Source organism: Marinobacter albus (assembly GCF_030238305.1).
Lineage (GTDB): Bacteria > Pseudomonadota > Gammaproteobacteria > Pseudomonadales > Oleiphilaceae > Marinobacter > Marinobacter albus.
Genome location: NZ_JASSQD010000001.1, coordinates 2,091,061 through 2,113,695, shown reverse-complemented (window position 1 = coordinate 2,113,695; position 22,635 = coordinate 2,091,061). Strand labels below are relative to the sequence as shown.

Sequence of the window (22,635 nt, the reverse complement as noted above, 5' to 3'; positions counted from 1 at the left end):
GACGTGTCCTCACTGTGGATTGCGCAGGCGGCGCAAGGTGAAGAGGTCTTCCTCGAGGGGGACGTTAAACTCTATGGACTCAATCTCGATCACGGTGCGGGATTTGGCGTCCTCGGAATCCACCATGGTCCAGCGGGTGGGAATGCGGCGCCCGCCCATGGTCTCGATGGCGCTGTAGGTCATTTCCTTGACCGCCTGATCCCGCTCACCGAAGTAGGTCACGGCTACGGGTATATGGTCATCGCGGATTTTGAATTCTAAACGGCTCCACACGACCGGCGCGTCCGGCTTGGGAGTAGAGCGCACGTGGTAGACGGTCACCCCGTCCTGCTCTTCGCTGCCGGTGATTTCGTGGCTGTAGTCGTTGACGAACGAGCTCTCCTTGACCAGGTCGTCATTGCTGAAGTTGGAGCCCATCCAGGGCTGGAGCATCATCGAGGGCGGGATCTTGATGGTGCGATCCACCTTGGGCAGGTAGTTCCACATGGCATCCTTGATGCGTAGCGAGCCGATGCCGGCTTCTTTCTTGGGCGCGTGAATGCGGATCAGGGTTTTTTCGGGCCGGTCCATCCACGCTTCCAGGTCCAGCTCCCGGGTCCAGTACTCAGTCTCGATGCGCATGGTAAAGCGGCCCTGATTGGAGTCGCCCCAGAGGGTATCTTCCATACCATCGACCAGCTCCTCGCCGCCAGGCGACGACTCGGCAGCGATCGCAAACAAGGGAAACAGGAGCAGGGCTGGGAGAAGCCTTTTCATCACGAAGTCCTTTGTCTTTCGTTGGTCCTTTCTATTACTTAGCACCTTTGAGTAACTCAAAGGTCAAAAAAACCAACGGATTTACCCTGAGACGCGACTAGGTCAGAAGCTCACTCGAATCTTTTCTAGACTGACTCAAGTAGCATTGCCCCGTAATGACCTCCATCAACTACTAAACGGAGTTGGCGTGAAAGCAGTGGATTTTGTTGTGGACAGGCGGGAGTATGCCCGGGCTTGCAGAATAGGTGCAGGTGTATGAAATTGCCGATGCATCAGGACAGGGTAAGGGCCATAAATGACTGACGAGTACCGTTATCAGCAACTGGAAGGCTGGTTATTGAAGGGAATCCTGGAGCAGCGTTGGCGGTTGGGAGAGCGCCTGCCTTCGATCCGAACACTGTGTGCCGAACAGAAATTGTCCAAGGCAACGGTTCAGCATGCCCTGCAGCGGCTGGAGGCCCAGGGCCTGATCGAGGCCCGCCCTAAAGCCGGCTACTTTGTTTCCTTGCAGCCGGACGGAGTAAAGAAGCCGGTTAGTCGTGCCCGGATAGAAGCCCCACGCCCGGTAAATGTCAGCGATCTGCTGCTGGATATCATGGGCCGTAGTGCGGCGTTTGATTTACTGCCGGATCTTCACAGTGGCGACCTTCCGCCAGGCATAGTGACTCTGAACCGTTCGATAGGCCGGGCACTGAGGCGCCAGAAGGGCGAAGACTTCCAGTATTACGATAAGCCTGCAGGGTTTGTCGGCTTGCGGGAGCAGTTGGCGCTCCATCATGCCAGGCGAGGGTGGACCGTCTCACCGGAACAGCTTTGCATCACCTCAGGTTGCCAACATGCCCTGTTTCTGGCGCTGATGGCATCGTGTGAGCGAGGAGATGTGGTCGCTGTCGAATCCCCGGGGTTCTATGGTGCATTGCAACTTCTGGAACAGCTTGGCCTTAAAGTGGTGGAAGTGCCCACGTCCATGGAGACGGGCATGGACATGGACAGCCTTGAGGAAGTACTTGAGCGTTGGAAGGTAAGAGCCTGTATTGTATCTCCTTCGTTTTCGACACCGGGAGGTGCGTTGATGCCGGAGCCAGACAAAAAACGCCTGCTTTCGTTGGCGGAACGGCATGACCTCGCGGTGATCGAAGACGATATCTACGGAGATACGGCACTTGGTCGTTCTCCTGATCCGCTGAAGGCCCTGGATGTTGAGGACCGGGTGATCCTGTGCAGCTCTTTCTCCAAATCCCTGTCCCGGGATTTGCGGCTTGGCTGGATATCCGGTGCGCGTTGGCACGACAGGATCCTTCACCTGAAGCTGGTTACCCAACTGGCCAGCAGCCGGTACCTGCAGCAGGGCGTGGCCGACTACATGGCCGATGGCAGTTTCACCTCCCACCTTCGCCGTCAGCGCCATGAACTGAGGGCTAACAGGGACAGGTTGATTGCGTCGCTCCATACCTGGCCCGGGGAGGTGCGCGTCAGTACCCCGCAAGGCGGCCTGACCGTCTGGGTGGAGTTGCCGGAGACGGTCGACACACTGGCGGCATACACGAATGCCCTGAAGCACGGCATCATCATCACGCCGGGCCCGCTGTTTTCGGTATCTGGCCAGTTCGAGAACTGCCTGAGAATAAGCTTCGCCCATCCCTGGAACGAATCCCGAATGGACGCTCTCCGGCAATTGCCCGGTTTGCTGCACAATGAGTAGAAACGTCTGGCTGCGCCTGCATATCTGTACCCATCAATATTGTATTAATTGAGCCTGTGCCCATTAGGTGCTGAGGATTACTCTCCCTGACAGTCCAATTATTGTCGGGGAGAGTATCCGTTGAGTAACGCCATTCCTGTACGTAACCTTGCCGTAGGGCCTGATGACAACGGCAAAATCCACACCCGTAAGTTCCAGGGCTTTTTCAGACGTTTGAGAATTGCCGGCGGAACACTTCTGTTTACCTTGTTTTTCGGTACCGTGTGGTTGTCCTGGGGCGACCGCCAGGCGGTGTTGTGGGATTTATCCGAAAAACAGTTTCATATCTTTGGCAGCACCTTCTGGCCCCAGGACCTGGTACTTCTGTCCGCTATCCTGCTCATTTGCGCCTTCGGACTGTTCTTCATAACGGTCGTTGCCGGCCGCGTATGGTGTGGCTACACCTGTCCACAAAGTGTCTGGATGTGGGTATTCATGTGGGCCGAAAGGGTGGCAGAAGGTGACCGAAACCAACGCAAAAATCTGGATAAGGCGCCTTTGTCACCATCGAAGATCTACAAGCGGGCGTTAAAGCACGGAATGTGGCTGGCAATCAGCCTGGCAACCGCTGTGACTTTCGTTGGCTATTTTGCCCCAATCCGGCAGCTGGTTACGGATCTTTTCACCCTGCAGGTCACTGGCATGGCCGCGTTCTGGGTGTTCTTCTTCACAGCCGCCACCTACCTCAATGCGGGCTGGCTTCGCGAAAAAGTCTGCCTGCACATGTGTCCTTACGGGCGCTTTCAGTCCTCCATGCTGGACAGGGATTCCCTGGTAATCAGCTACGATGCCCAGAGGGGAGAGAACCGGGGGCCCCGCAAAGCCGGCTCGGATTACAAGGCTGAAGGCCTCGGTGATTGCATCGATTGCCAGATGTGCGTACAGGTCTGCCCAACCGGCATCGATATCCGCGATGGCCTGCAGATGGAATGCATCGGATGCGCGGCCTGTATTGATGCCTGCGATTCCATCATGGACAAAATGGACTATGCTCCGGGCCTTATCCGTTATACCAGTGACAGGGAGCTGGAAGGTGGACGACTGAGGATCCTCCGGCCAAGGTTACTGGGATACGGCGCTCTGCTGGTGTCGTTTATTGCCATCTTCTCCTGGGCTGTGATGGCCAGGCCCATGGTCGAGTTTGACGTGGTCAAAGACAGGGGACTGTTCCGGTTCGACGGAAAGGGGAATATTGAGAACAGCTATATCCTGAAAGTGCTCAACAAAAGTCAGCATAGCCAGACCTTCGAGTTACGTGTCAGTGGTATGGACGGACTGAGCCTGATCGGACATCAGAACATCGTCGTGGGTGCAGGTGAATGGCGTGAAATGCCAGTATCGGTAACTGCAGTACCGGAGGCACTTGATCGTGGCGTGTCTGATATAGCGTTTCACCTGGACTCAGTAAACGACGGCGGCGAACGTCTGGTCGAAACCAGCCGCTTTATCGGGCAGCCGAACCAGTGATCGAACACAATACGATCAGGCATCATCGGCGCCGTAATTGGCGGGTTCCTAATGGACGACCACAGAATGTACTAAAACGGGTACACCTCAAATCAGTAAGTTAGAACGGCGTTTCCACAGAAAGTATTAAACAAACTTAAAGTAGATTCTAGAGTAGGGCGCTAATTCCGGTTTCCACAGAAAGTGCTAAATTCGTCGTCCGGCTTAAGGGCCAGATTTTTTTAACTCAGGAGGGCCCTAATGCCGGGGGCGGATCAATTATCAAGCAGTCTGTGATTTTCTGGAGAGTTCTCGCCTTTGGCCTAAAATAGGTGTCAGCAAGTGTAGTTTTGAATAAGCGCTCAAGGATGAGGTTAAACGTGGATCTAAACAGCGAACTTAAAGAAATTCTTCTCCCCGCCTATGGCCCATGCGAGGGGTTTTCAAGCACCTGCGGGAATATGCGGTGGAACCCCTCAGAGGGACATGTGCCTCGGGGGTTTCTCGGGGCGCATGGCAGGTTAAATGAGGTTGAACTTGTTTTGGTGTTTGCGGAACCAGGTGACCCTCATGACGATGAGTTTCACACCGGGATGGGATCCGCGCACGAAAAGGCTATGAGAGCGTTTTCTGAAGGCACTGATCTGTTCCACAGAAACGTAAGATTGATCCTCGATTTATGCTGGCCAGAATTGACCTTCGAAGAGCAAATGAAAAAAACATGGATGACGGAATCCGTGTTGTGTTCCGCTCCTGTAGAAAGTGGACACGTTGGAGCCGCCTGCGAACGAAACTGCGCCTCGCGCTACCTCGCGCCGCAAATCGAGCTTCTAAATCGGTGTGTAATAGCAGCATTGGGCTCGAAAGCCCGAGACAGGATGCGCGCCATTGGTATTAAGTCGTTTATACCGGCAGTAGCTGCCGCCCCTCCTGGCTGTAATCTGAAGCACGCCAGGGCCTCTTGGCAGGCAATCGCTGACGAGATACACAGGCGAAATCGCATTGGACAACCGAAAAAAATAAAAACATTCCAAACGGCTGACACAGCTGGAGAGAAGGTCGTAGGTTCAGCTCGCTGGCCAATTTCACTGATCGGTGGCGAGCGTGCATAAGCATTTTGGCAATAAATTTTTCCGGCCCAACCTTATTTGGAAACTGGCGCTCCAGAGAACATTGGTCGTCGGTGTAATACTTCTCTTAGCTCCCGCATTGGCCCATGCCACGCCGCCTTTCAATGCTAACGAAACTTTGCGTAAGGCTGAGGTCGGGATCTATTCGAGATCATTTAGAGACGATCGCGATAAAAGCAATGACAAAAGGAGTAAAGCCGGTGCAATAGAAGGCACAAGGACACCATTTTCATCCGGGGCGTTCCGGTGCTATCGAGATTTATCCAGACCGCTAACAGGCGATGTTATTTGCAGGGAGCGTAATGACCGTTGATTGGATTCAATGTTTAGACGCCCACGAGTGGACGACCAAACAAAGTACTGAACCCTCTTTGCCAAACATCAGATAGTTAGAAGCTCATTTCCACGCAAAGTGCTAAAGAAGCCTAAAGTAAATTGATCGTCCACTCTTCAGAGCAGCACCGAAAAGGATATTCATACGCTCCTGTGCGACGAATAATATTCAGGACCTCCTGCGGCCGTGAAACGTGTCACAGACTTTCTATTCGTTTGTAAATTACGTTTTCTATCATAGGATTACGGCTAACACTGTGCTAGCTTCAACGGCCTGAAGTTGTAATCAAGGAAGAAAATTTTGTCGCTTCGACCATCAGGGACGATGGATTCAGGCCTCGCAGCACTCGTGTTCGTCGCACGGTATCACCAGGTTGCCGCAGACTCGGATCAACTCCGTCATCATTTCGGGACTCACGAGCGACCTTTCCAAAGGTCTGAGATCCTCAGAGCAGCTCGCCATCTGAAGCTGAAAACCAGTGCGTTGAGGACTCATTGGGATCGGCTCGGGTCAATCAATCTTCCTGCAATAGCCGAGACGGAAGAAGGAAGGTTTGTCATTCTCGCAAAGGCCGCGGGCGAGGAAGTACTGATCCAGGATCCGCTGGCGAGGGCCCCCGAGACCCTGGCCAAATCTGAGTTTCTCGAAAGGTGGAACGGCAACATCATACTGATGTCAAAACGCAGCCTTCTTCTCGGGGGCAAGCAGAAGTTTGATATCAGTTGGTTTATCCCAGCAATCCTCAAGTACAAACACCTTCTTCGAGACGTGATTGTCGCGTCTTTTTTCATTCAGCTCTTTGCACTGATCACGCCTCTGTTCTTTCAGGTCATGATCGACAAGGTACTGGTTCACAAGGGCCTGACCACGCTGGACGTGCTCGCCTTTGGCCTTATTGTTATCTCTCTTTTTGATGTGGTGTTGAATGGCCTTCGAAATTACGTTTTTAGCCACACAACCAACAGGGTGGATGTTACTTTAGGATCGAAACTATTCCACCATCTTACCCACCTGCCAATTTCCTATTTCATGAGTCGCCAGGTTGGCAACACAGTTGCCAGGGTCAAAGAGCTCGATACCATCCGTAACTTCATTACCAGCTCCGCACTCACTCTGATCATTGATCTTTTTTTTACCATTGTTTTCTTCGCCGTTCTGTACTTCTACAGCCCTACTTTGACCTGGATTGTTTTGGGGGCGATTCCCTTCTATATCGGTCTTTCTTTAGCGATCACCCCCATACTGCGCAGGCGGCTTGATGAAAAGTTCAAACGTGGTGCCGAGAATCAGGCGTTCCTGACAGAATCCATGCATGGAATCGAAACCGTCAAGTCCATGGCGGTCGAGCCGCAGATGCAGCGGCGTTGCGAACAGAATCTTGCGGCCTATGTGGCGGCTTCCTTTAAAGCTACGAACCTTGGCAACATCGCCAATCAGTGCGCTCAGTTCATCAATAAGGTCGTGACGGTACTGATTCTCTGGATCGGAGCCACTCTGGTTATGGCGAACGAGCTGAGCATTGGTCAACTGATAGCCTTCAACATGATCGCCGGAAGGGTGAGCGGTCCCATCCTCAAACTGGTTCAGCTTTGGCAGGATTTCCAGCAGGCGGGAATTTCACTCAAGCGGTTAGGTGACATTCTGAACACTCCCGCCGAGCCCGGCCACAACCCGAACCGCACTACGTTACCTCGGATCCAGGGCAACGTACGTTTCGAAAATGTCGATTTCAGGTACGGCTCATCAGCTCCGTTAGTGCTGAAACAACTGAACCTGAACGCTGCTGCCGGCGAGATTGTAGGCATCGTCGGTCGATCTGGGTCTGGGAAAAGCACGTTGACCAAGCTCATCCAGAGACTCTATTTGCCAGAGGCAGGGAGAGTTCGGATTGATGGCATAGACCTTGCGCAGATGGAGCCAGCGTGGCTAAGACGCCAGATTGGTGTCGTACTGCAGGAAAACCGTCTGTTCAACGGCTCAGTAAAAGACAACATTGCCTTCGTAGACCCGAGCCTTCCTATAGAGGATGTGATAGCAGCTGCCAAACTCTCTGGTGCACATGATTTCATCGCCGAACTTTCTGAAGGCTATGACACACCAGTTGGCGAGCAGGGCGCTAATCTATCAGGAGGCCAACGACAAAGGATCGCCATTGCCCGGGCATTGATCAGCAACCCACAGATATTGATTTTCGACGAGGCTACCAGTGCCCTGGACTATGAGTCTGAAAGGGTCATTCAGCACAACATGGTCAACATCTGTAAAGGCCGCACCGTATTCATCATCGCCCACCGCCTTTCAACCGTTCGCCATGCCGACCGGATTGTTGTCGTTGAGAATGGTCAAATCGTCGAGGACGGAAACCACGAAAAACTGTTAGCCCAAAACGGGTACTACTCCAGGCTCTTCGAGTACCAGAATGCCTCTGTTCCGATAAGAGCAAGAGCCCCGGATTCGGGCAAACCTATGGATCATTCATCGGCCGGTGGCCGAGAAGGCGCCATTGGCTTCGCTTTCGGTTCTGAAAGGGTCGATACGGTGAGGCTGACATGACGGGCGGTGAAAGCAAACGCAACGCAATCAGAGAGGAACTGTCCGAAAAAGACATCTACCAGTTCATGCCTGCCGCCGTCGAAATTGAGAGGACACCGGCATCACCAGCGGGAAGAGCCATTCTATACGCCATTGTACTGCTGTTCCTGTTTGCAGTCCTTTGGGCGGTGTTCGGGAAAATAGATATCGTCGCAGTTGCTGAGGGAAAGGTTGTCCCCAGTGAGCGCGTCAAAATAATCCAACCCATGGAAACCGCCACCATTGCCGGAATCCACGTGAAAGAGGGCGAGGAAGTACAGGCGGGAGAGCTTTTGGTAACGCTGGACTCTGAAATGGTCGAGTCCGACCTGCGGCGCTTTACCGAAGAATGGCTGGATGCTAAGGCGCAACGATTGCGTTTGGAGGCACTCGTTCAATGGTTTGAGTTGGATGGAAAACCTGGCGAATTTTCTGTTGCAAGAGATCCAGAACTCGCCGAACGAGTTGATCGCCAGAATGCCCTATTGCGGGAAGAAATAGCGGAACATCGTGCGACGCTAAACGCCCTGCAAAGACAGGGTGAACGGCTGGATGCGGAGTGGCAAATGGCGGAGGCAGAAATTGACCGAAGCAAACGGATCTTGCAGGTTCTGGGTGAACGTGTTGATGCACTCGATACCATGCAGAAAATGAAAATGGGCGCGCGTGCTGATTACCTTGAACTTCGCCAAAGCCAAATCGAGATCGAAGGCCAAATTGGTTTGCAGCAGGCTATCCAGAAGAAACTGGAAGCCTCTATGGCTGCCAACCTTGCAGAGCAGCAGACCTACCGGCACGAATCCTACAAGACAGTACTAGGCCAGTTGCAGTCCCTGCGGGTGAATGAATCCACGTTGCGGGAACAGAAGACCAAGACAGAAAAACGCCACGGACTCTTCCACCTCCGAGCGCCGATGAATGGAAAGGTGCAGCAACTCGCCATCCACACCGTCGGTGGGGTCGTCACGCCAGCTCAAGAGCTTATGTTGATTGTTCCTGATCAAGGCGAACTTGAGGTAGAAGCCATGATTCTGAACAAGGATATTGGTTTCGTACAGGAGGGCCAGCCCGCCGAGGTTAAAGTGAACACCTTTAACTTCACTAAATACGGGTCGATTGCTGCAGAACTTGTGGGTCTTTCAAAAGACGCTATTGAAACCGAAAGGCAGGGGTTGGTCTATAAATCCCTGTTTCGTCTCAGGGAGGGCGGCCTAATTGTGAACGGCAACTATGTCGCCCTCTCACCGGGCATGTCAGTAACCGCCGAAATTAAAACAGGACAGCGAAGAATCATTGAGTTTTTTCTGTCTCCGCTGCTTCGCTACAAGGAGGAAAGTCTGGGTGAACGATAAATGGATGGTGCTTGTGATTGGCCTAGCTGCCGTGTGGTTGTCCGGGTGTTCCGTGTTTTACACCCCTGGAATGAGCGAACTCGAGGAATTGTGCGAGAAGGATGGGGGCATCACCATCCGTAAAGATCTGAGGGTGGATGGTTATTTTAAGGGCACAACGCAGGACTGCTACGGCTGCTGGAACGACATTATCGTTTCAGGGTATGACTACATTGAATTCAACTATGAAAGACCGAGATTCCACCGGTACTTCGAAGGTGGCGCTGGATACCATCGGATTTTCAAGGCCCCCAAAGACAGTCCCCAGTGTAATGCCGCGATCTGGAAATGGAACCTCAGTAAAAAGGTGGGTTCAGAGCAGTACGATCGATTTTTCGAAGACTATTGTATTGCCTCGAAACCGATTGACCAGCCAACGGCTCAGTACGGATATTTTTCAGAATCTAAAGAGTGGCGGGTTAACGAATGGTACGGCTCAACAATTGGCCGCTTCCATTCCGAAGTCAGGAATCTAGCCGCGGGCAAAACTATAAATGAAAACGTTGTCTACCATCTCAACCCCTATCCCAGAAGCGCCCTGTCTTACGGCACGGTTATATCATGTTCGAGTGTTCTACGGAGAGAACGCTTTTCTCAGCCAATAATTTTGCCCCAAAACCCACCCAAGGACGGTAACTTATGAGCGAGCAAATAGAATCAGTCTACCAAGGCGCATTACTGGCCGATGCTGCCTACATTGATTTTGGAGACATATGGAAGGACGAAGGCCGCGAACCCGAGACTCAAGGATATGGTCAAATTCCAGATACGGAATATGCACTAGATGAATTCCTTAAGCGAGGCTTCACAGAAGCCCAGTTCGACTTATTCAGGGAACGATACCACATCGTTGACCATGTCCAGAGCAACATCTCAGGCTTATCCGCCACCCTCTTTATAGATACTGACAATGGCAACAAACCCATCCTCGCGTTCCGAGGGACTGAAACAACATTAAAGGGAGGACCAGCGGATCTGGTAAATGACTTTATGCTGTCATTCGGTATCGGAATGCAAACCCCTGCCCAGGATTCCGTAATGCAGCAATGGCTCGACGCTGGGCACTTCGGCGAAGAATCTCTGACGGTTGTCGGCCATTCCCTGGGCGGCCATTTGAGCCTACAAGCCGCTGCGAGCTATGACGAGTACATTACCGACGTCATCACGTTTAACGGCGCCGGGCTGAACCCTCTGGAGCATTTGCTAACCTCGGGGGGGATCGATGAATCGAAGCTAACAAGAGTGGTGGCGGAGCCCGGCTTTGAGTTCACCGCCAACGAAGTCTATTTTCAGCAGTATGGCGACTCACAGCACCGCCTTTTTATCCAAAAACAATCCCTCATAAACAATTACGAAACCTTCTCTGGCCTCGCCATCGACAACCATTCAATGGTCCATTTGGTTGATACCCTGTCTGTCATGCGGCTGTTTGGAGCACTGGATCCGTCTGCATCAGTCGGGTCAATAGACGCCGTTTTGTGGCGGGCGCACGATAGGGTCATTGAATCCATCATTGAGGTGAAGGAAGGGGATCTATCCCAGAACGGTGAATCCGACCTTTCCTCACCAGACTCTGCTGCAATTTCGTTAAACACGGTTATCAAGCATTTGGCCTTTCAGCTGGGCGTTAAGGTTCAGGCTGGGATTGATGCGGAAGGAAACACGGTTTATCGGGAGGTGGAGGGGGTTAATGACGCTCCCCTTTTATACGAGCCACTGGGATCCATCGGAGATGGGTTTTCAATACTTCCCCTGGACTCCCTTGACCTCGCGCATATTGCGGCGTACGAGGACAGCAAGCGTGCCACGGCCATTCGTTACGCGCTTCTCGAAGGGGCCTCTTTTGCCATTGGCGTCCCCGACGATTATGAAGAAGGTATCTTTGCGCCTGATACGGAGTCGTACCAGTTCGGTGAGCATCCTGCAGGTTTCTGGGAAGACCGTGCTGATTACTATCAATACCTGATGGTCCGAAATGCGAATGATCTAAACGACAATGATGCTGTGGGAGAGGGAGATTTCGTGTATGCCGACCAGGGTTTGAGCTCAAAGCGGGATGCAAATGACCAGCCCAGGGAGAATGTTCTCCTCCACGGTGATGAAGTCACATCCATTACCTGGTGGGACCGTGTGATTATCGACGACACCGCCACGCACGATATGGTCATCTTTGGAGGAAATGAAACGGATCAGGAACTCTCCGGTGGGCTTAAGAACGACCGCATCTATGGGTTAGGGGGCGACGATACCCTGGCAGGTGGGGAAGGCAACGATCACCTTGTTGGAGGGGCAGGTGAGGATACCTATCGTTACCGAACCGGCGATGGTGCGGATAAAATTTTTGATGACATCGGCCGGCTCGAGATCAATGGCGAAATCGTCTCTTCCATTGACCCGATAGATGGTCAGCCCGACGCTTACACCGACGGAAATCACCTGTTCTATGTCTTTCCGGATTCCATGATCGTTCTGGTCAACGGCTCTGCGGAGGACCGGATACAGATTTTTGACTCGTCCCAGTTATCCAACTTCACCAACCTGGTGGCAAGCACGGCTGACACGGCTTCGGTACCCCCCTCTGAGGCGCCCACCCTTGAGAGTTTTGGGCTGTCTGTCACTGAGCCAACCACAAATGATGACGTTGGGGAGAGCATCGACATCGGCACCGGCCATGATGTCGTCATACCCACCGATGGAGACACCGTCAGCACCTGGCAGCCCTATCACTCGGGGCCCACACTTGGATCAACCGCTCCGATCATCTATGACGCGGCCCTTTTTGATGCCAGCCTGTTTGAAGCAGGTGTCAATCCGGCATGGAACTTTGTCGGAGGTACGGGCAATGATCGACTGACCGGTGCGATGAATGATGACGTGTTGCTCGGTCAACAGGGAGACGACATTGCCTCCGGTGGTGTAGGCAGGGATTCCCTCTATGGGGAAGAGGGTTCAGACCGGCTTTCGGGAGGGGATGGTGAAGACCATCTTATGGGGAACCACACTGAGATCCTGGTCGACATGGAAACGGGCAATGAGCTTGACCAGTCCATGGGCGAACTCGCGGGCGACTCGGATTACCTTGATGGTGGGGAAGGGAATGACTGGCTCACCGCGGGCAGTGGCAGCGACGTTTTGCGTGGCCGTGCTGGCGATGATGAGCTTTACGGGGGAGCTGGCTCGGACCTTGTCAGTGGGGGCGAAGGTGCCGACCTCGTGCTGGGGGATTCGGCCGGGGCGATTGTCACCTACACATTGACCGAAGACCGCCGGATAGAAACCGGACGCCTCACCGAGCCTGACGTACGTTACACGTTGCTGAAGCACATAACTAATGTCGATCCGACCGGGAATTACGACGACACCATCGAAGGCGGCGCAGGAAATGATGTCTTGATCGGTGAGGTTGGCGATGACCACATCTCCGGTGGTACCGGTGATGATTGGATTGAGGGCGATAAACTCAATAACCCGGGGCGGTTTGGCGGCAGCTCAGGAAAGGGTAAGCACGATGGATTCTTGGACACCGCAGGGAACTGGGTCGACGTGGCCGAGGATGATTTCGCGGCCTTGGACGGAGCATGGCACGGCGACGACACTCTCTTCGGCGGCGCCGGGAACGATTCGATAGCCGGCAATGGCGGTCATGACACGCTGTATGGCGGTATTGGCGAAGACCTCCTGATTGGGGATGACGCCTCCCTGGCCCCCTCCTTTCACGGTGATGATAAATTGTTTGGCGGTTCCGGCAATGATGAACTTCAGGGCGGCTCGGGCCAGGATCGCCTGGAAGGCGGTGGCGATGACGACGTGTTGTTCGGACAGGCCGGCGACGACATCCTGTCGGGAGACAGCGGTACCGATGAATTGCTCGGTGGAGAAGGTAACGATCTCCTAGACGGCGGCCGAGGCAATGATTCTCTCTGGGGCGGTGCGGGCGATGATCGTTATGTCTTTGAGGAAGGCGATGGGGCGGATGCTCTGGAGGATGACGAGGGCAACACCTACCTGCGGGTAGCCGGCAGTACAAGTGCCCTGAGTGCCTACCAAAACGGCAATCTCATGGTTCTCCGATACGGAGCAGCCGGCGGGACGATCACCTTCTCTACGGCGTCTTTCCAGGCAATCGCGGACATCACAACCGACGATGGCGCCAGCCAATCCCTGAGCATTGCAACGAATAATGCTTTAATTTCGGGTACGGCAGGGCGAGATTGCATAACGGGTGGAAACAGAGCAAATGCCTTACATGGCGGTGGCGGGAACGATGCCCTTCACGGCGGTTCCAATAATGATCAGCTCTTTGGTGATTCGGGTAATGACGTCCTCCAGGGTGGAGAGGGTGATGACTGGTTGGAAGGTGGTGAAGGCAGCGATACCTACCGCTTCGAACTTGGCGGTGGCCATGACCATATCGATGCACACGATACTACCGAGGGCCGCTCTGAGATCTTGCTCTTGGGTGCCGGGATTACCGCAGAGATGGTCGGATTCAGCCGGGAAAGGGACGATTTGGTTGTTGCGATAGGCGACGGCACCGATCGGATCAATATCTACAATTTCTTCAATTCCAACGACCCAACGTATCGCATTTCCTCACTTCGGCTTGATGATGGAACCGAGTGGACCACTGCGGATCTACTCGACCAGTTTCCTGATACCGCACCGACCCCGGAGGGAACTATTTACGGGCGTGCGATCGCCGATGTCATCAATGGCACCTCAAACGATGACGTTATTCTGGGACTGGAGGGGCGGGACACGCTCTCCGGCCTGGAAGGGAACGATACCCTCAACGGTGGCGGGTTCAATGACGACCTAATGGGTGACGACGGCAATGACATTCTTGTTGGAGGCCTGGGGCAGGACCGGCTTTACGGCGGAGCGGGTAATGACATCTATCGTTATTCCTTCGGCGACGGCAGCGACGAAATATACAACGGTTCATACACCGCCCAGTTCGACACACTCGAGTTTGCGCCGGGGATCGTGCCCGACCAGATTCATGCCTATCGCTCTGGCAACGATCTCTTCCTAGACATTGGCGATTCTGGAGACCGTATAAAGATCGCGAGCCATTTTGGAGAAGGGGGATACGGGCAGCCGATCCACAGGATTCTGTTCATGGAGGATGGCTCCGAGTGGGATGCGTCGAGAATACGGCAGGAAAGCCTTGTCGGCAGTGACTCCTGGGATAATCTGGAGGGATTTTCGTCAGACGATACGATTGACGGCCAAGCCGGTCACGATTTTATTGACGGCTTAGGAGGGGATGACACCCTGATCGGTGGCGCCGGTGATGACCAGCTACGCGGCAGTGAAGGCAACGATACCTACCGTTTCTCTCTCGGTGGTGGTGACGACATCATCGACAACCGCGATACCTCCGGTGGTTTTGATACCGTTTTGTTCGATGAATCGGTTCTTCCAACCGACCTGAAACTGCAACGGGACCCAGGGTATCCAGCCGATGACCTGGTCATTAGGAATATCAAGTCTGGTGAGAACATTATCGTTACGGAACACTTTGGTGGTCCGGAAACAGCCATAGACAGCATTCAGTTCTCGGACGGAACGACCTGGGATCTCGCCATGATTATGAACATGGTCAATGAAACCACGGAACTCGATGATAAAGTCTACTTCGATTCTGAGGCCGATATTGTCTTTGGGCTTGCCGGTGACGATTTGATCGCCGGGGGCGCGGGCGAGGACACGCTCTATGGTGATGGCGGCAGCGACGAGCTTTTGGGCGAGGAGGATAACGACTTTCTTTTCGGGGGGAAAGGCGATGATCGCCTCGAAGGTGGATCAGGAAACGACACGCTTACCGGCGGCCACGGCAACGATCGCCTTGAAGGGGGCGACGGCAGTGATATATACCGCTATGCCATTGGTGATGGCCAGGACGTCATTGATAACTCCTATTCTACCGATGGAGAGAATGTCCTCGAATTTGGAGAAGGGATAGCAGCAAGCGATGTTTCTTTGCGGCGAAAGGGCAGTGATCTTCTAGTGAATTTACCTGGAGCCGGGGACGGAATACGGGTCGACTCTCACTTTTTTATGTCAGCGTGGGCTATCGACGAAATCCGCTTTGATGATGGCACTGTCTGGAACAGTGAAGAAATCAACGCGGGGGTTCTCCTACCGACTGATGGTTCAGATGAATTGCATGGTGGTCAGCTCTCGGATGCCATACAGGGTTTGGCTGGTGACGATCAAATCTTTGGAAATGACGGCGACGATTCCCTTGATGGTGGCTCAGGGGCCGATCGAATCTACGGGGGCCATGGAGACGACATTATTCGGACCGGCAGCGGAAGGGATGAGGTATCGCTTGGCCAAGGAAGTGACCAGGTGTTTTTTGATATCACACAAGGCTCCCTGAAACTCTCGAATGTGGCTGAAGACATGGCTACCGATCAACTGGTGATCGAGGGCGTCTCGTCGACTGAGGCACTGCATTTCTATCAGGAGAACAATAATCTGGTAGCGGTGGTTGATGGCAGTTACAGACCTAGCCTGAAAATACGAAATCAGTTCACAAGCGCAGGGCCTTCCGTTGACCAGATCTTTGTTAACGGAGAAGTTGCAGAAACGACACCAGCTGGTGTCTTTATTAATCTGGCAAACAGCTCTGCAAGCGACCTCAGTTGGCTGGAGTACTGTTCGGCAAGACCCAGCGATCACAATTCACCTCATTATGTAAGCTACACAGATGGCAGCCGGGAAGTAGGGGCTACGGACGGGAACGATCTGGTGATCGCCAGTTCGAACGGTTCCAGGCTCTATGGCTATGCCGGCGACGACATACTCTTTGGTGGATCCGGAGACGATCGACTGGTTGGGGCGGGTGGCAATGATTCATATTATCTGGATGCTGATGGAGGCTCGGACTATGTTGCTGATTCCGAGGGAGTGGATACGTTGGTTCTGGGCAAAGGCATTGCTCTGACTGACCTGGACATTGTTTCAGCCGGATCGGCATCAAGCATACGCCAAACCCTTTTTTTGGGTGAAGATCAGAAGGTCGAATTCGGAACTTCCGACAGCATAGAGTGGGTTGAATTTGCAGACGGCTCGAGATTGGCCTGGCCCGATGTCAAAGCAAATATTGAATCCAGAAACCAGTCGCCGGATGTAGTTTCTCCGGTTTCTGATCAGGATCTCTTGGAGGATACCAATTGGTCCTTCGAAATACCGCTTTCCAGCTTCCGTGACCAGGATTCCCATGATGTATTGACGTATTCGGCATCAATGGCAGACGGCTCCTCGTTGCCAGGCGGACTGGAGTTTTTCTCAAACGAGAGCGGGATAGGCCCAAATCAGCCCACTCTTAGTTGGAGTCCTGCCAATGAAGATGTCGGCACCTATCTAATTCGGGTAACTGCAACAGATAGTCATGGTGCATCCGTCAGTTCTGTGTTTGAACTTGCTGTGGTCAACGTTAATGACGCGCCAGTAGTGCAGGAAGAGTTACAGGATATGTCGGCTACGGCCGGGCAAGCCATTGACTTCAACATTTCTGCCGACAGCTTCATAGATGAAGATCTCGGAGATCGATTGACCTACAGCGCAAGGCTCGCAGGTGGCTCAAGTTTGCCTGAATGGTTGGTATTCGATTCAAGCTCTGGCTATTTTACGGGCGTACCGGCCTCCGATGGCGCCGAAACCTTGGATATTATGGTAACTGCTACAGATCTTGCGGGTGCAAACGCAAGTTCTACATTCACTCTTACAGTCAATGGGCCAGATGAAGGCCATGACTCAGCCGGTGGCGCCGACTCCAGTCCTTCAGAACCGGAACCTGGTTTGGGCGGTGACGACCAGATTCAAGGCGACGGTCGAAAAGAGATTCTTATTGGTGGATCCGGTAATGATGAGCTTTCAGGTAATGGCGGTGATGATCTATTACTTGGGGGCCTAGGGAACGATAGCTATGTCTATACAAACGGACAGGATGTCGTCGATGAAAGTGGCGGTACCGATATCCTCCGGTTCTCTGGCGGCATTACCTTCACTCAAGTTGCCTCGGGCCTGATGAAGTCAGGTGATGATTTGATTCTCAGAATCGACGGTGGACCTGATCAAGTAACTGTGAAGGATTTCTTTATCGGGGGCGACGCCATCGTAGAGACGCTCGAATTTGAGACCGGAGGACAAATTACCTCCGGTCAGATCTATGGCGCATTTGGGCTTTCCGAACCCACCCCAGTAGCGGGTTGGTCAGAAACTATGTCCGGCACATCCATAGATGATAGTGATTTGATCGGTACGCAGCATGCTGATTATATTCAAGGTTTCAATGGAAATGATGTCCTTGATGGTCAAGGGGCAGCAGACCGACTTGTGGGTGGTAACGGAAATGACACTCTGTCCGGCGGAACCGGAAATGACCTACTGCTCGGAGGGCGGGGCAACGACACATACTTGTTTAGCAAAGGAGAAGGTCAGGATACGATCAATAACACAGGCGGTGGTTATGACATTCTCCGATTCGAGGATATTACGTTCAGTGAAGTAGCCAGCGGGTTGATGAAGTATGGTGACAATCTTGTGCTTCAGGCAAGCGGTGGCAGTGACACCGTGACATTGGAGAACTTCTTTCTGGGCGGCGATAATGCGATAGATCGGATCGAGTTTGGGCCTGGAGGAGAAATAACAGCTGACCAGGTCTTTGGTGCTTTTGGACTGATTAATCCGGATCCGCAAGGGTCCCCAGATTACCAAGGGTTACCTGATGAGCGAGGATTTGGGTCCGTCACAGCAGGGACCGCGGGCGGAGAAGTCATCTTGGCATCATCTGACGCTGACTTTATTGATGCTGGAGCTGGAGATGACTCTATTTACGGGAACCTTGGTAACGACTATCTGCTAGGCGGAGAAGGTGCCGACACCTACCACTTTGGAGTTGGCGATGGGGTGGATACGATCAATAACCTGTCGAACTCGTCTGATCCAGACAACTTGCGCTTCTCTGGAATCGATGAATCTGAACTCTGGTTCTCGCGTCAGGGAGAAGATCTGGTTGCCGATGTGCTCGGAACTGACGACCGGGTTAAGGTTCAAGGCTGGTACTCAGGTTCTGCTCTCAAAATAGATTCCTTAGCAACAGACGATGCTGTTATTTCGGCGTCACAGCTGGAGCAGCTTGTATCTGCGATGGCGGCATTCGGTGCCACTTCCGGCGGAGAAATTACGCTGACACCCGAGGAAGAAACCCAAGCACAAGCCGTAATAGCCAGTTCCTGGCAGTCAGCGGCTTAACCATCTAAATGCAAAACGGTTGAGGCGGTTGATGAATTCGCCGCCTTAACAATCGTTAGGTTGTCGATTCGGTAGACAACGATATCCATGTGTTCGGGGCGGACCAGCTGCACTACGAGTTGGACCCAGTCGCCGATCAGGTTCATTGTCAGTGGTGCCCGTTAGACCAACGCTCAACTTTCTAATGCCCTTATGCCAACCAACTAATATGACACTAAGCATTCAAAACGACTAATGATGCAATCAGAGTGACCGCGAGAATGAGAACCCGATGAAGGCAGCTGTCTACGAAACCCACGGTGACCCTAATGAGGTCGTTGAGGTCAAAGAAGTCGGCCAGCCGTCTGAACTAAAGCCAGACGAGATGCTGGTCAAGGTTGCGAGCGCGGCCGTCAATCCCCTCGATTGGAAGATCATTGTGGGAGCTATCAAGGTGCCGTCCAAGCATAAGATACCCGGACTTGATTATAGCGGCACCGTCGTCAGTGTCGGAAGCGACGTGAAAGACTACAAGGAAGGGGATTCTGTCTTTGGATGCTCTCGCGGTACCTTTGCCGAATACGTCGTGGTCAGTTCAAAGGCGTGTGCGAAAAAGCCCGAGGGCCTCAGCCATCACGAAGCGGCTGCGCTGCCGCTTGCGGGGCTGACTGCCATGCAAGGGCTGCTAACCCATGGTCAACGCCGAGGAGTAACCGGAGGCAAAATAGCCATTTTCGGAGGCTCGGGAGGCGTAGGAAGTCTGGCAATTCAGATCGCCAAACGCGTGCTGAACGCAGAGCATGTTTACGCGACCGGATCAGCGACGGAACAGATTCTTGGCCACGGTGCGGACACGGTCATCAACTACAAGACGACGAACGTGGGCGACGCTCTGAAAGGAAAAAATCTCGATGTGGTATTCGATTGTGTTGGCGGCGCTGACGCCTGGCAAGCGGCGCGACAGGGGCTAAAGCCGGGCGGGATTTTCGTCACTATTGTCGGAGACTCGCAAGAATCCTTTGGCAATGTAGTGTCGACCATGATCAAGGGTTACTGGCGCCGGTTACTTGGCAAAACGGGGCTCGGTCAAAAATACGTTTTCTTCTTGGTTGATCCATTGATGGAGGGGAATATGGCGCAACTGGCTGAGTGGGTGGCAGAAAAGGCCGTTCATCCTGTTGTGGAGGAAAAGGTGTACTCGCTGACCACAGCGTCGGTTCGAGCGTTATTCGAGGCATCCATGTCGCATCGGTCGAAAGGGAAACGCGTCCTGGACGTGGACGACCACAGAAAGTGCTAAACAAACTTAAAGTAGATTCTAGAATAGCCCTCCGGATTGCAATTCCACACAAAGTACTAAATCCGCCGTCTGGGTGAGTGTCAGGTTTTCCTTAGCAGGTCACATCCTCTACAGTGCCTTTAGTTGGATATATTCTGTGGGTGTTTTCCCGGTCCAATGCTTGAATGCTCGAGAGAACGATCTTGGTTCATTGAAACCGAGAAGGTATGCAGTTTCAGATACCGTCAGTTTTTGTGATAGCAATTTTTCCACTGCCATATCGTGGCGGATCTCTTCCTTAATCCGATGGTAAGAAGTTCCTTCTCTTTTAAGTCTGCGTCTGAGCGTTTGAGAGCTGATGTTGAAGTACTCGGCAACGCTCTCGAGTGAAGGGCAACGGAGGACCCTACTATCCTGATATAGCACCAATGAGCGTATGCGGGCTCTGTAGCTTTTCTCGTCACCAGGAATAGTCATCATATCGGCTGGTGAATGTTTTAAAAATATAGACAGGTCGCGCTGAGTGCGTACCGGATGGCGCGCTAAGAATTCTGTACTGAAGCTAATCATGAGTGCCTGTTGTTTGAACTTATGGCGGCAAGGAAACAAATATTTTAACTCGTCAATATGGTCTGGCTTATCAAAAGGAAAACAGGCGCTAATCAGTGGGATTTTTTCACCAATCAACCAGCTGGAAAACCGGTGCCAGATAACCCCCCAAAATTCTTGATAGAAATGATCTGGGTCTAATTCCGGTCGCGAGAATTTGAGCTCCAGCGTTGCAATATTCCCTTTCTCTGACAATTGCATATGTATGTCATCAGTTACCAGTTTATAGAACTGGATTCCTTGATTGAGAACCGCTCTCAGAGACTCGTAATGCAGGGAGTGACGAGCCATAAATGCAAAGGTGCCAGGCTTGCAGGCATGCTCTGTACATCCCATGAATTCATCACTGAGCTCAGACAAAACTGACTGAACTATCCGAGTCATTTGATCCTCATGCACCCTGGCTTGAGCTCTGGAGAGCATTTCCCTGGTGAGTGCTACATCTGCTAACAAAGGAGTGACCTTCACCTCCCTTCGCTCAGCGCAACGAATCGCTGCTCTGACGTAATGCATATCCACTGTAGCCATAAGCACCTTTACGCGGCCGCAACTCCCATCCAACCTGAACAGCAATAGGGCTGTCGTAATTTGTGATATGGGATGTCAAAAAATGACGTTTTAAGATACATCCTCTTCGAGCATAGTGCATAGCCGCTTGCAGTAAAACAGTGCGGGAGAATTCATTACTTCAATAGCTCGTCGTTGCGATGGTGCTGACTTGCAAGAACATATAACCAAGTGTTTTTTTCAGAGGTTATTGAGCACCAGGGGGAGAGAAACGGCTGGTATCTCAGCCTATCGTGGCCTTGCTTCGTTGGGCTTCCGCTAGCAAGGCTGCATCAATCCCTTAAAACTAACCATATGGGGCGAGTCTACTCGGCTGATCTTCACAGGGAATGAGTTCCAATGAACCTGAACTTAACGAAGACCAAGCCATGATCCAAGATATGGCGCGCAAATTCGCTCAAGCTGAGCTGGCGCCTGTTGCCCAGAAACTTGACCAGGAAGGTGATAGCGAGTTGTTCTTGGGAAATCTGAAAAAATTGGCCGAGTTAGGATTCATGGGCCTGAACATCGAAAGCGAATATGAAAAAAGCCTCGATGGCCAAGTTGTTTGCCTCTGAAAAAGCTAACAAGGCCTGCTACACGGCTCTGCAACTGATCGGCGGCCCCGGCTATACAAAGGAGCTTCCACTAGAGCGTTATGTTCGTGACGTACGACTTACCTCCATCTACGAGGGGACCAGTGAAATACAACGAATTATCATCGCTCGTGAATTATTGCGAGAAATAAATTAATGAAGAGTCCTGTGCTTAGCAGAAACCTAATCTCTGTAGGAAGCCAGTTGCTGCTCTATACATTTTGCCAATCAATTGATGAGTCCAAACGAGGAGTCGGATCATGTTAGAAACTTATCGAGGTGTTGTTTATCCCCACCAACTGGACCACATGGGTCATATGAATGTTCAGTGGTACACGTCCAAATTCGATGAAGCGACGTGGCACTTATTTTCCAGCGTCGGTTTAACAAATGAATACATGGTGAAGAATAGTTGTGGGATGGCGGCATTGGAACAGAAGACGACCTATGAAGCAGAGCTCATGCCGGGTGACTTAGTCTGTGTGAAGTCGGAGGTGCTGGAAGTGAAAAATAAAACTCTTCGATTCAAGCACTATATGTACAACACAGAAACACAAGCCCTCTGCGCTACAACCGAATTGTTGGCAGTTCATCTAGATCGAATAAAGAGGAAGGGAGTTAAGCTGCCAGAGTTTGTAAGCCAAAGCGTGTTGTTACAAGAGGCTTAACACCCGAACTCAAGAAATTAGTGATGAGCGCGTGTGGACGGGGAGGCTCACGGTTCTCCGTGCGGAGAAAGTCTCGAAAAGATCGCTCCTCGAATTTTGTTCTTTCACAAGGGATACACTTCGCTTTCTCCTCGGAGTCATCGATTGCCGACTGAACTCTCAGAATAAAAGTCATCCGCCAAACGGCTACTGTCATATCCAATAAAATGAGGGGATACGCCGGTTTAAGCACTTTGCGTGGACGTCTAGTCCATTCGATGGACGACCACACAAGGTACTAAACTTCTGCAACTAAATATCAGTAACTTACCCGCCAAATTCC

The 22,635-nt window shown here is 52.4% G+C and carries 11 protein-coding genes and 1 pseudogene; 10 read left to right on the top strand and 2 right to left on the bottom strand.

Annotated elements, in window-relative coordinates; all coding sequences use genetic code 11:
* Positions 1-9: 9 nt before the first annotated feature.
* Complete coding sequence (locus tag QQF73_RS09765; RefSeq protein WP_285368067.1) at positions 10-756, bottom strand: outer membrane lipoprotein-sorting protein; 747 nt, start codon at positions 754-756, stop codon at positions 10-12.
* A gap of 295 nt (positions 757-1,051) precedes the next feature.
* Between QQF73_RS09765 and QQF73_RS09760 the strand changes: the two genes are divergently transcribed.
* The 7 genes from QQF73_RS09760 (at position 1,052) to QQF73_RS09730 (ending at position 19,915) form a co-directional block, all read left to right on the top strand.
* On the top strand, positions 1,052-2,458 hold the full coding sequence (locus QQF73_RS09760) for an aminotransferase-like domain-containing protein (protein ID WP_285368066.1): 1,407 nt from the start codon (positions 1,052-1,054) through the stop codon (positions 2,456-2,458).
* 120 nt (positions 2,459-2,578) lie between these two features.
* Positions 2,579-3,964: a cytochrome c oxidase accessory protein CcoG gene (gene ccoG / locus QQF73_RS09755; RefSeq protein ID WP_285368065.1), complete on the top strand. Its 1,386-nt coding sequence runs from the start codon at positions 2,579-2,581 to the stop codon at positions 3,962-3,964.
* A 1,767-nt stretch (positions 3,965-5,731) separates the two neighbouring features.
* Positions 5,732-7,960 (top strand): type I secretion system permease/ATPase, encoded by a 2,229-nt coding sequence (locus QQF73_RS09750; protein WP_285368298.1) that lies wholly within the window; start codon positions 5,732-5,734, stop codon positions 7,958-7,960.
* Positions 7,957-9,330 carry an HlyD family type I secretion periplasmic adaptor subunit gene (locus tag QQF73_RS09745; RefSeq protein ID WP_219865667.1) on the top strand — a complete coding sequence of 458 codons (1,374 nt, stop codon included), beginning with the start codon at positions 7,957-7,959 and terminating at the stop codon, positions 9,328-9,330. Before QQF73_RS09750 ends, QQF73_RS09745 begins: the two co-directional genes overlap by 4 nt.
* Positions 9,320-10,012, top strand: coding sequence for a hypothetical protein (locus QQF73_RS09740; RefSeq protein ID WP_285368064.1), 693 nt, complete (start codon positions 9,320-9,322; stop codon positions 10,010-10,012). Before QQF73_RS09745 ends, QQF73_RS09740 begins: the two co-directional genes overlap by 11 nt.
* Positions 10,009-18,636 (top strand): calcium-binding protein, encoded by an 8,628-nt coding sequence (locus tag QQF73_RS09735; RefSeq protein WP_285368063.1) that lies wholly within the window; start codon positions 10,009-10,011, stop codon positions 18,634-18,636. Before QQF73_RS09740 ends, QQF73_RS09735 begins: the two co-directional genes overlap by 4 nt.
* Positions 18,637-18,907: 271 nt before the next feature.
* Positions 18,908-19,915 carry an NADP-dependent oxidoreductase gene (locus QQF73_RS09730; RefSeq protein WP_285368061.1) on the top strand — a complete coding sequence of 336 codons (1,008 nt, stop codon included), beginning with the start codon at positions 18,908-18,910 and terminating at the stop codon, positions 19,913-19,915.
* A 108-nt stretch (positions 19,916-20,023) separates the two neighbouring features.
* Here QQF73_RS09730 and QQF73_RS09725 read toward each other — a convergent pair whose 3' ends face one another.
* The gene (locus QQF73_RS09725; protein ID WP_285368060.1) at positions 20,024-21,031 is read right to left on the bottom strand and encodes an AraC family transcriptional regulator; all 1,008 of its coding nucleotides are present in this window, start codon (positions 21,029-21,031) and stop codon (positions 20,024-20,026) included.
* Between the two features lie 368 nt (positions 21,032-21,399).
* Between QQF73_RS09725 and QQF73_RS09720 the strand changes: the two genes are divergently transcribed.
* The 3 genes and pseudogenes from QQF73_RS09720 (at position 21,400) to QQF73_RS09710 (ending at position 22,313) form a co-directional block, all read left to right on the top strand.
* The gene (locus tag QQF73_RS09720) at positions 21,400-21,627 is read left to right on the top strand and encodes an acyl-CoA dehydrogenase family protein (RefSeq protein WP_345782955.1); all 228 of its coding nucleotides are present in this window, start codon (positions 21,400-21,402) and stop codon (positions 21,625-21,627) included.
* A pseudogene (locus QQF73_RS09715) lies at positions 21,590-21,802 on the top strand (acyl-CoA dehydrogenase family protein); the annotation flags it as partial. The gene QQF73_RS09720 and the pseudogene QQF73_RS09715, both read left to right, overlap by 38 nt.
* Before the next feature lie 103 nt (positions 21,803-21,905).
* A complete protein-coding gene (locus QQF73_RS09710) occupies positions 21,906-22,313 on the top strand; it encodes an acyl-CoA thioesterase (RefSeq protein ID WP_285368059.1) in 408 nt (135 codons plus the stop codon).
* Positions 22,314-22,635: the final 322 nt, after the last annotated feature.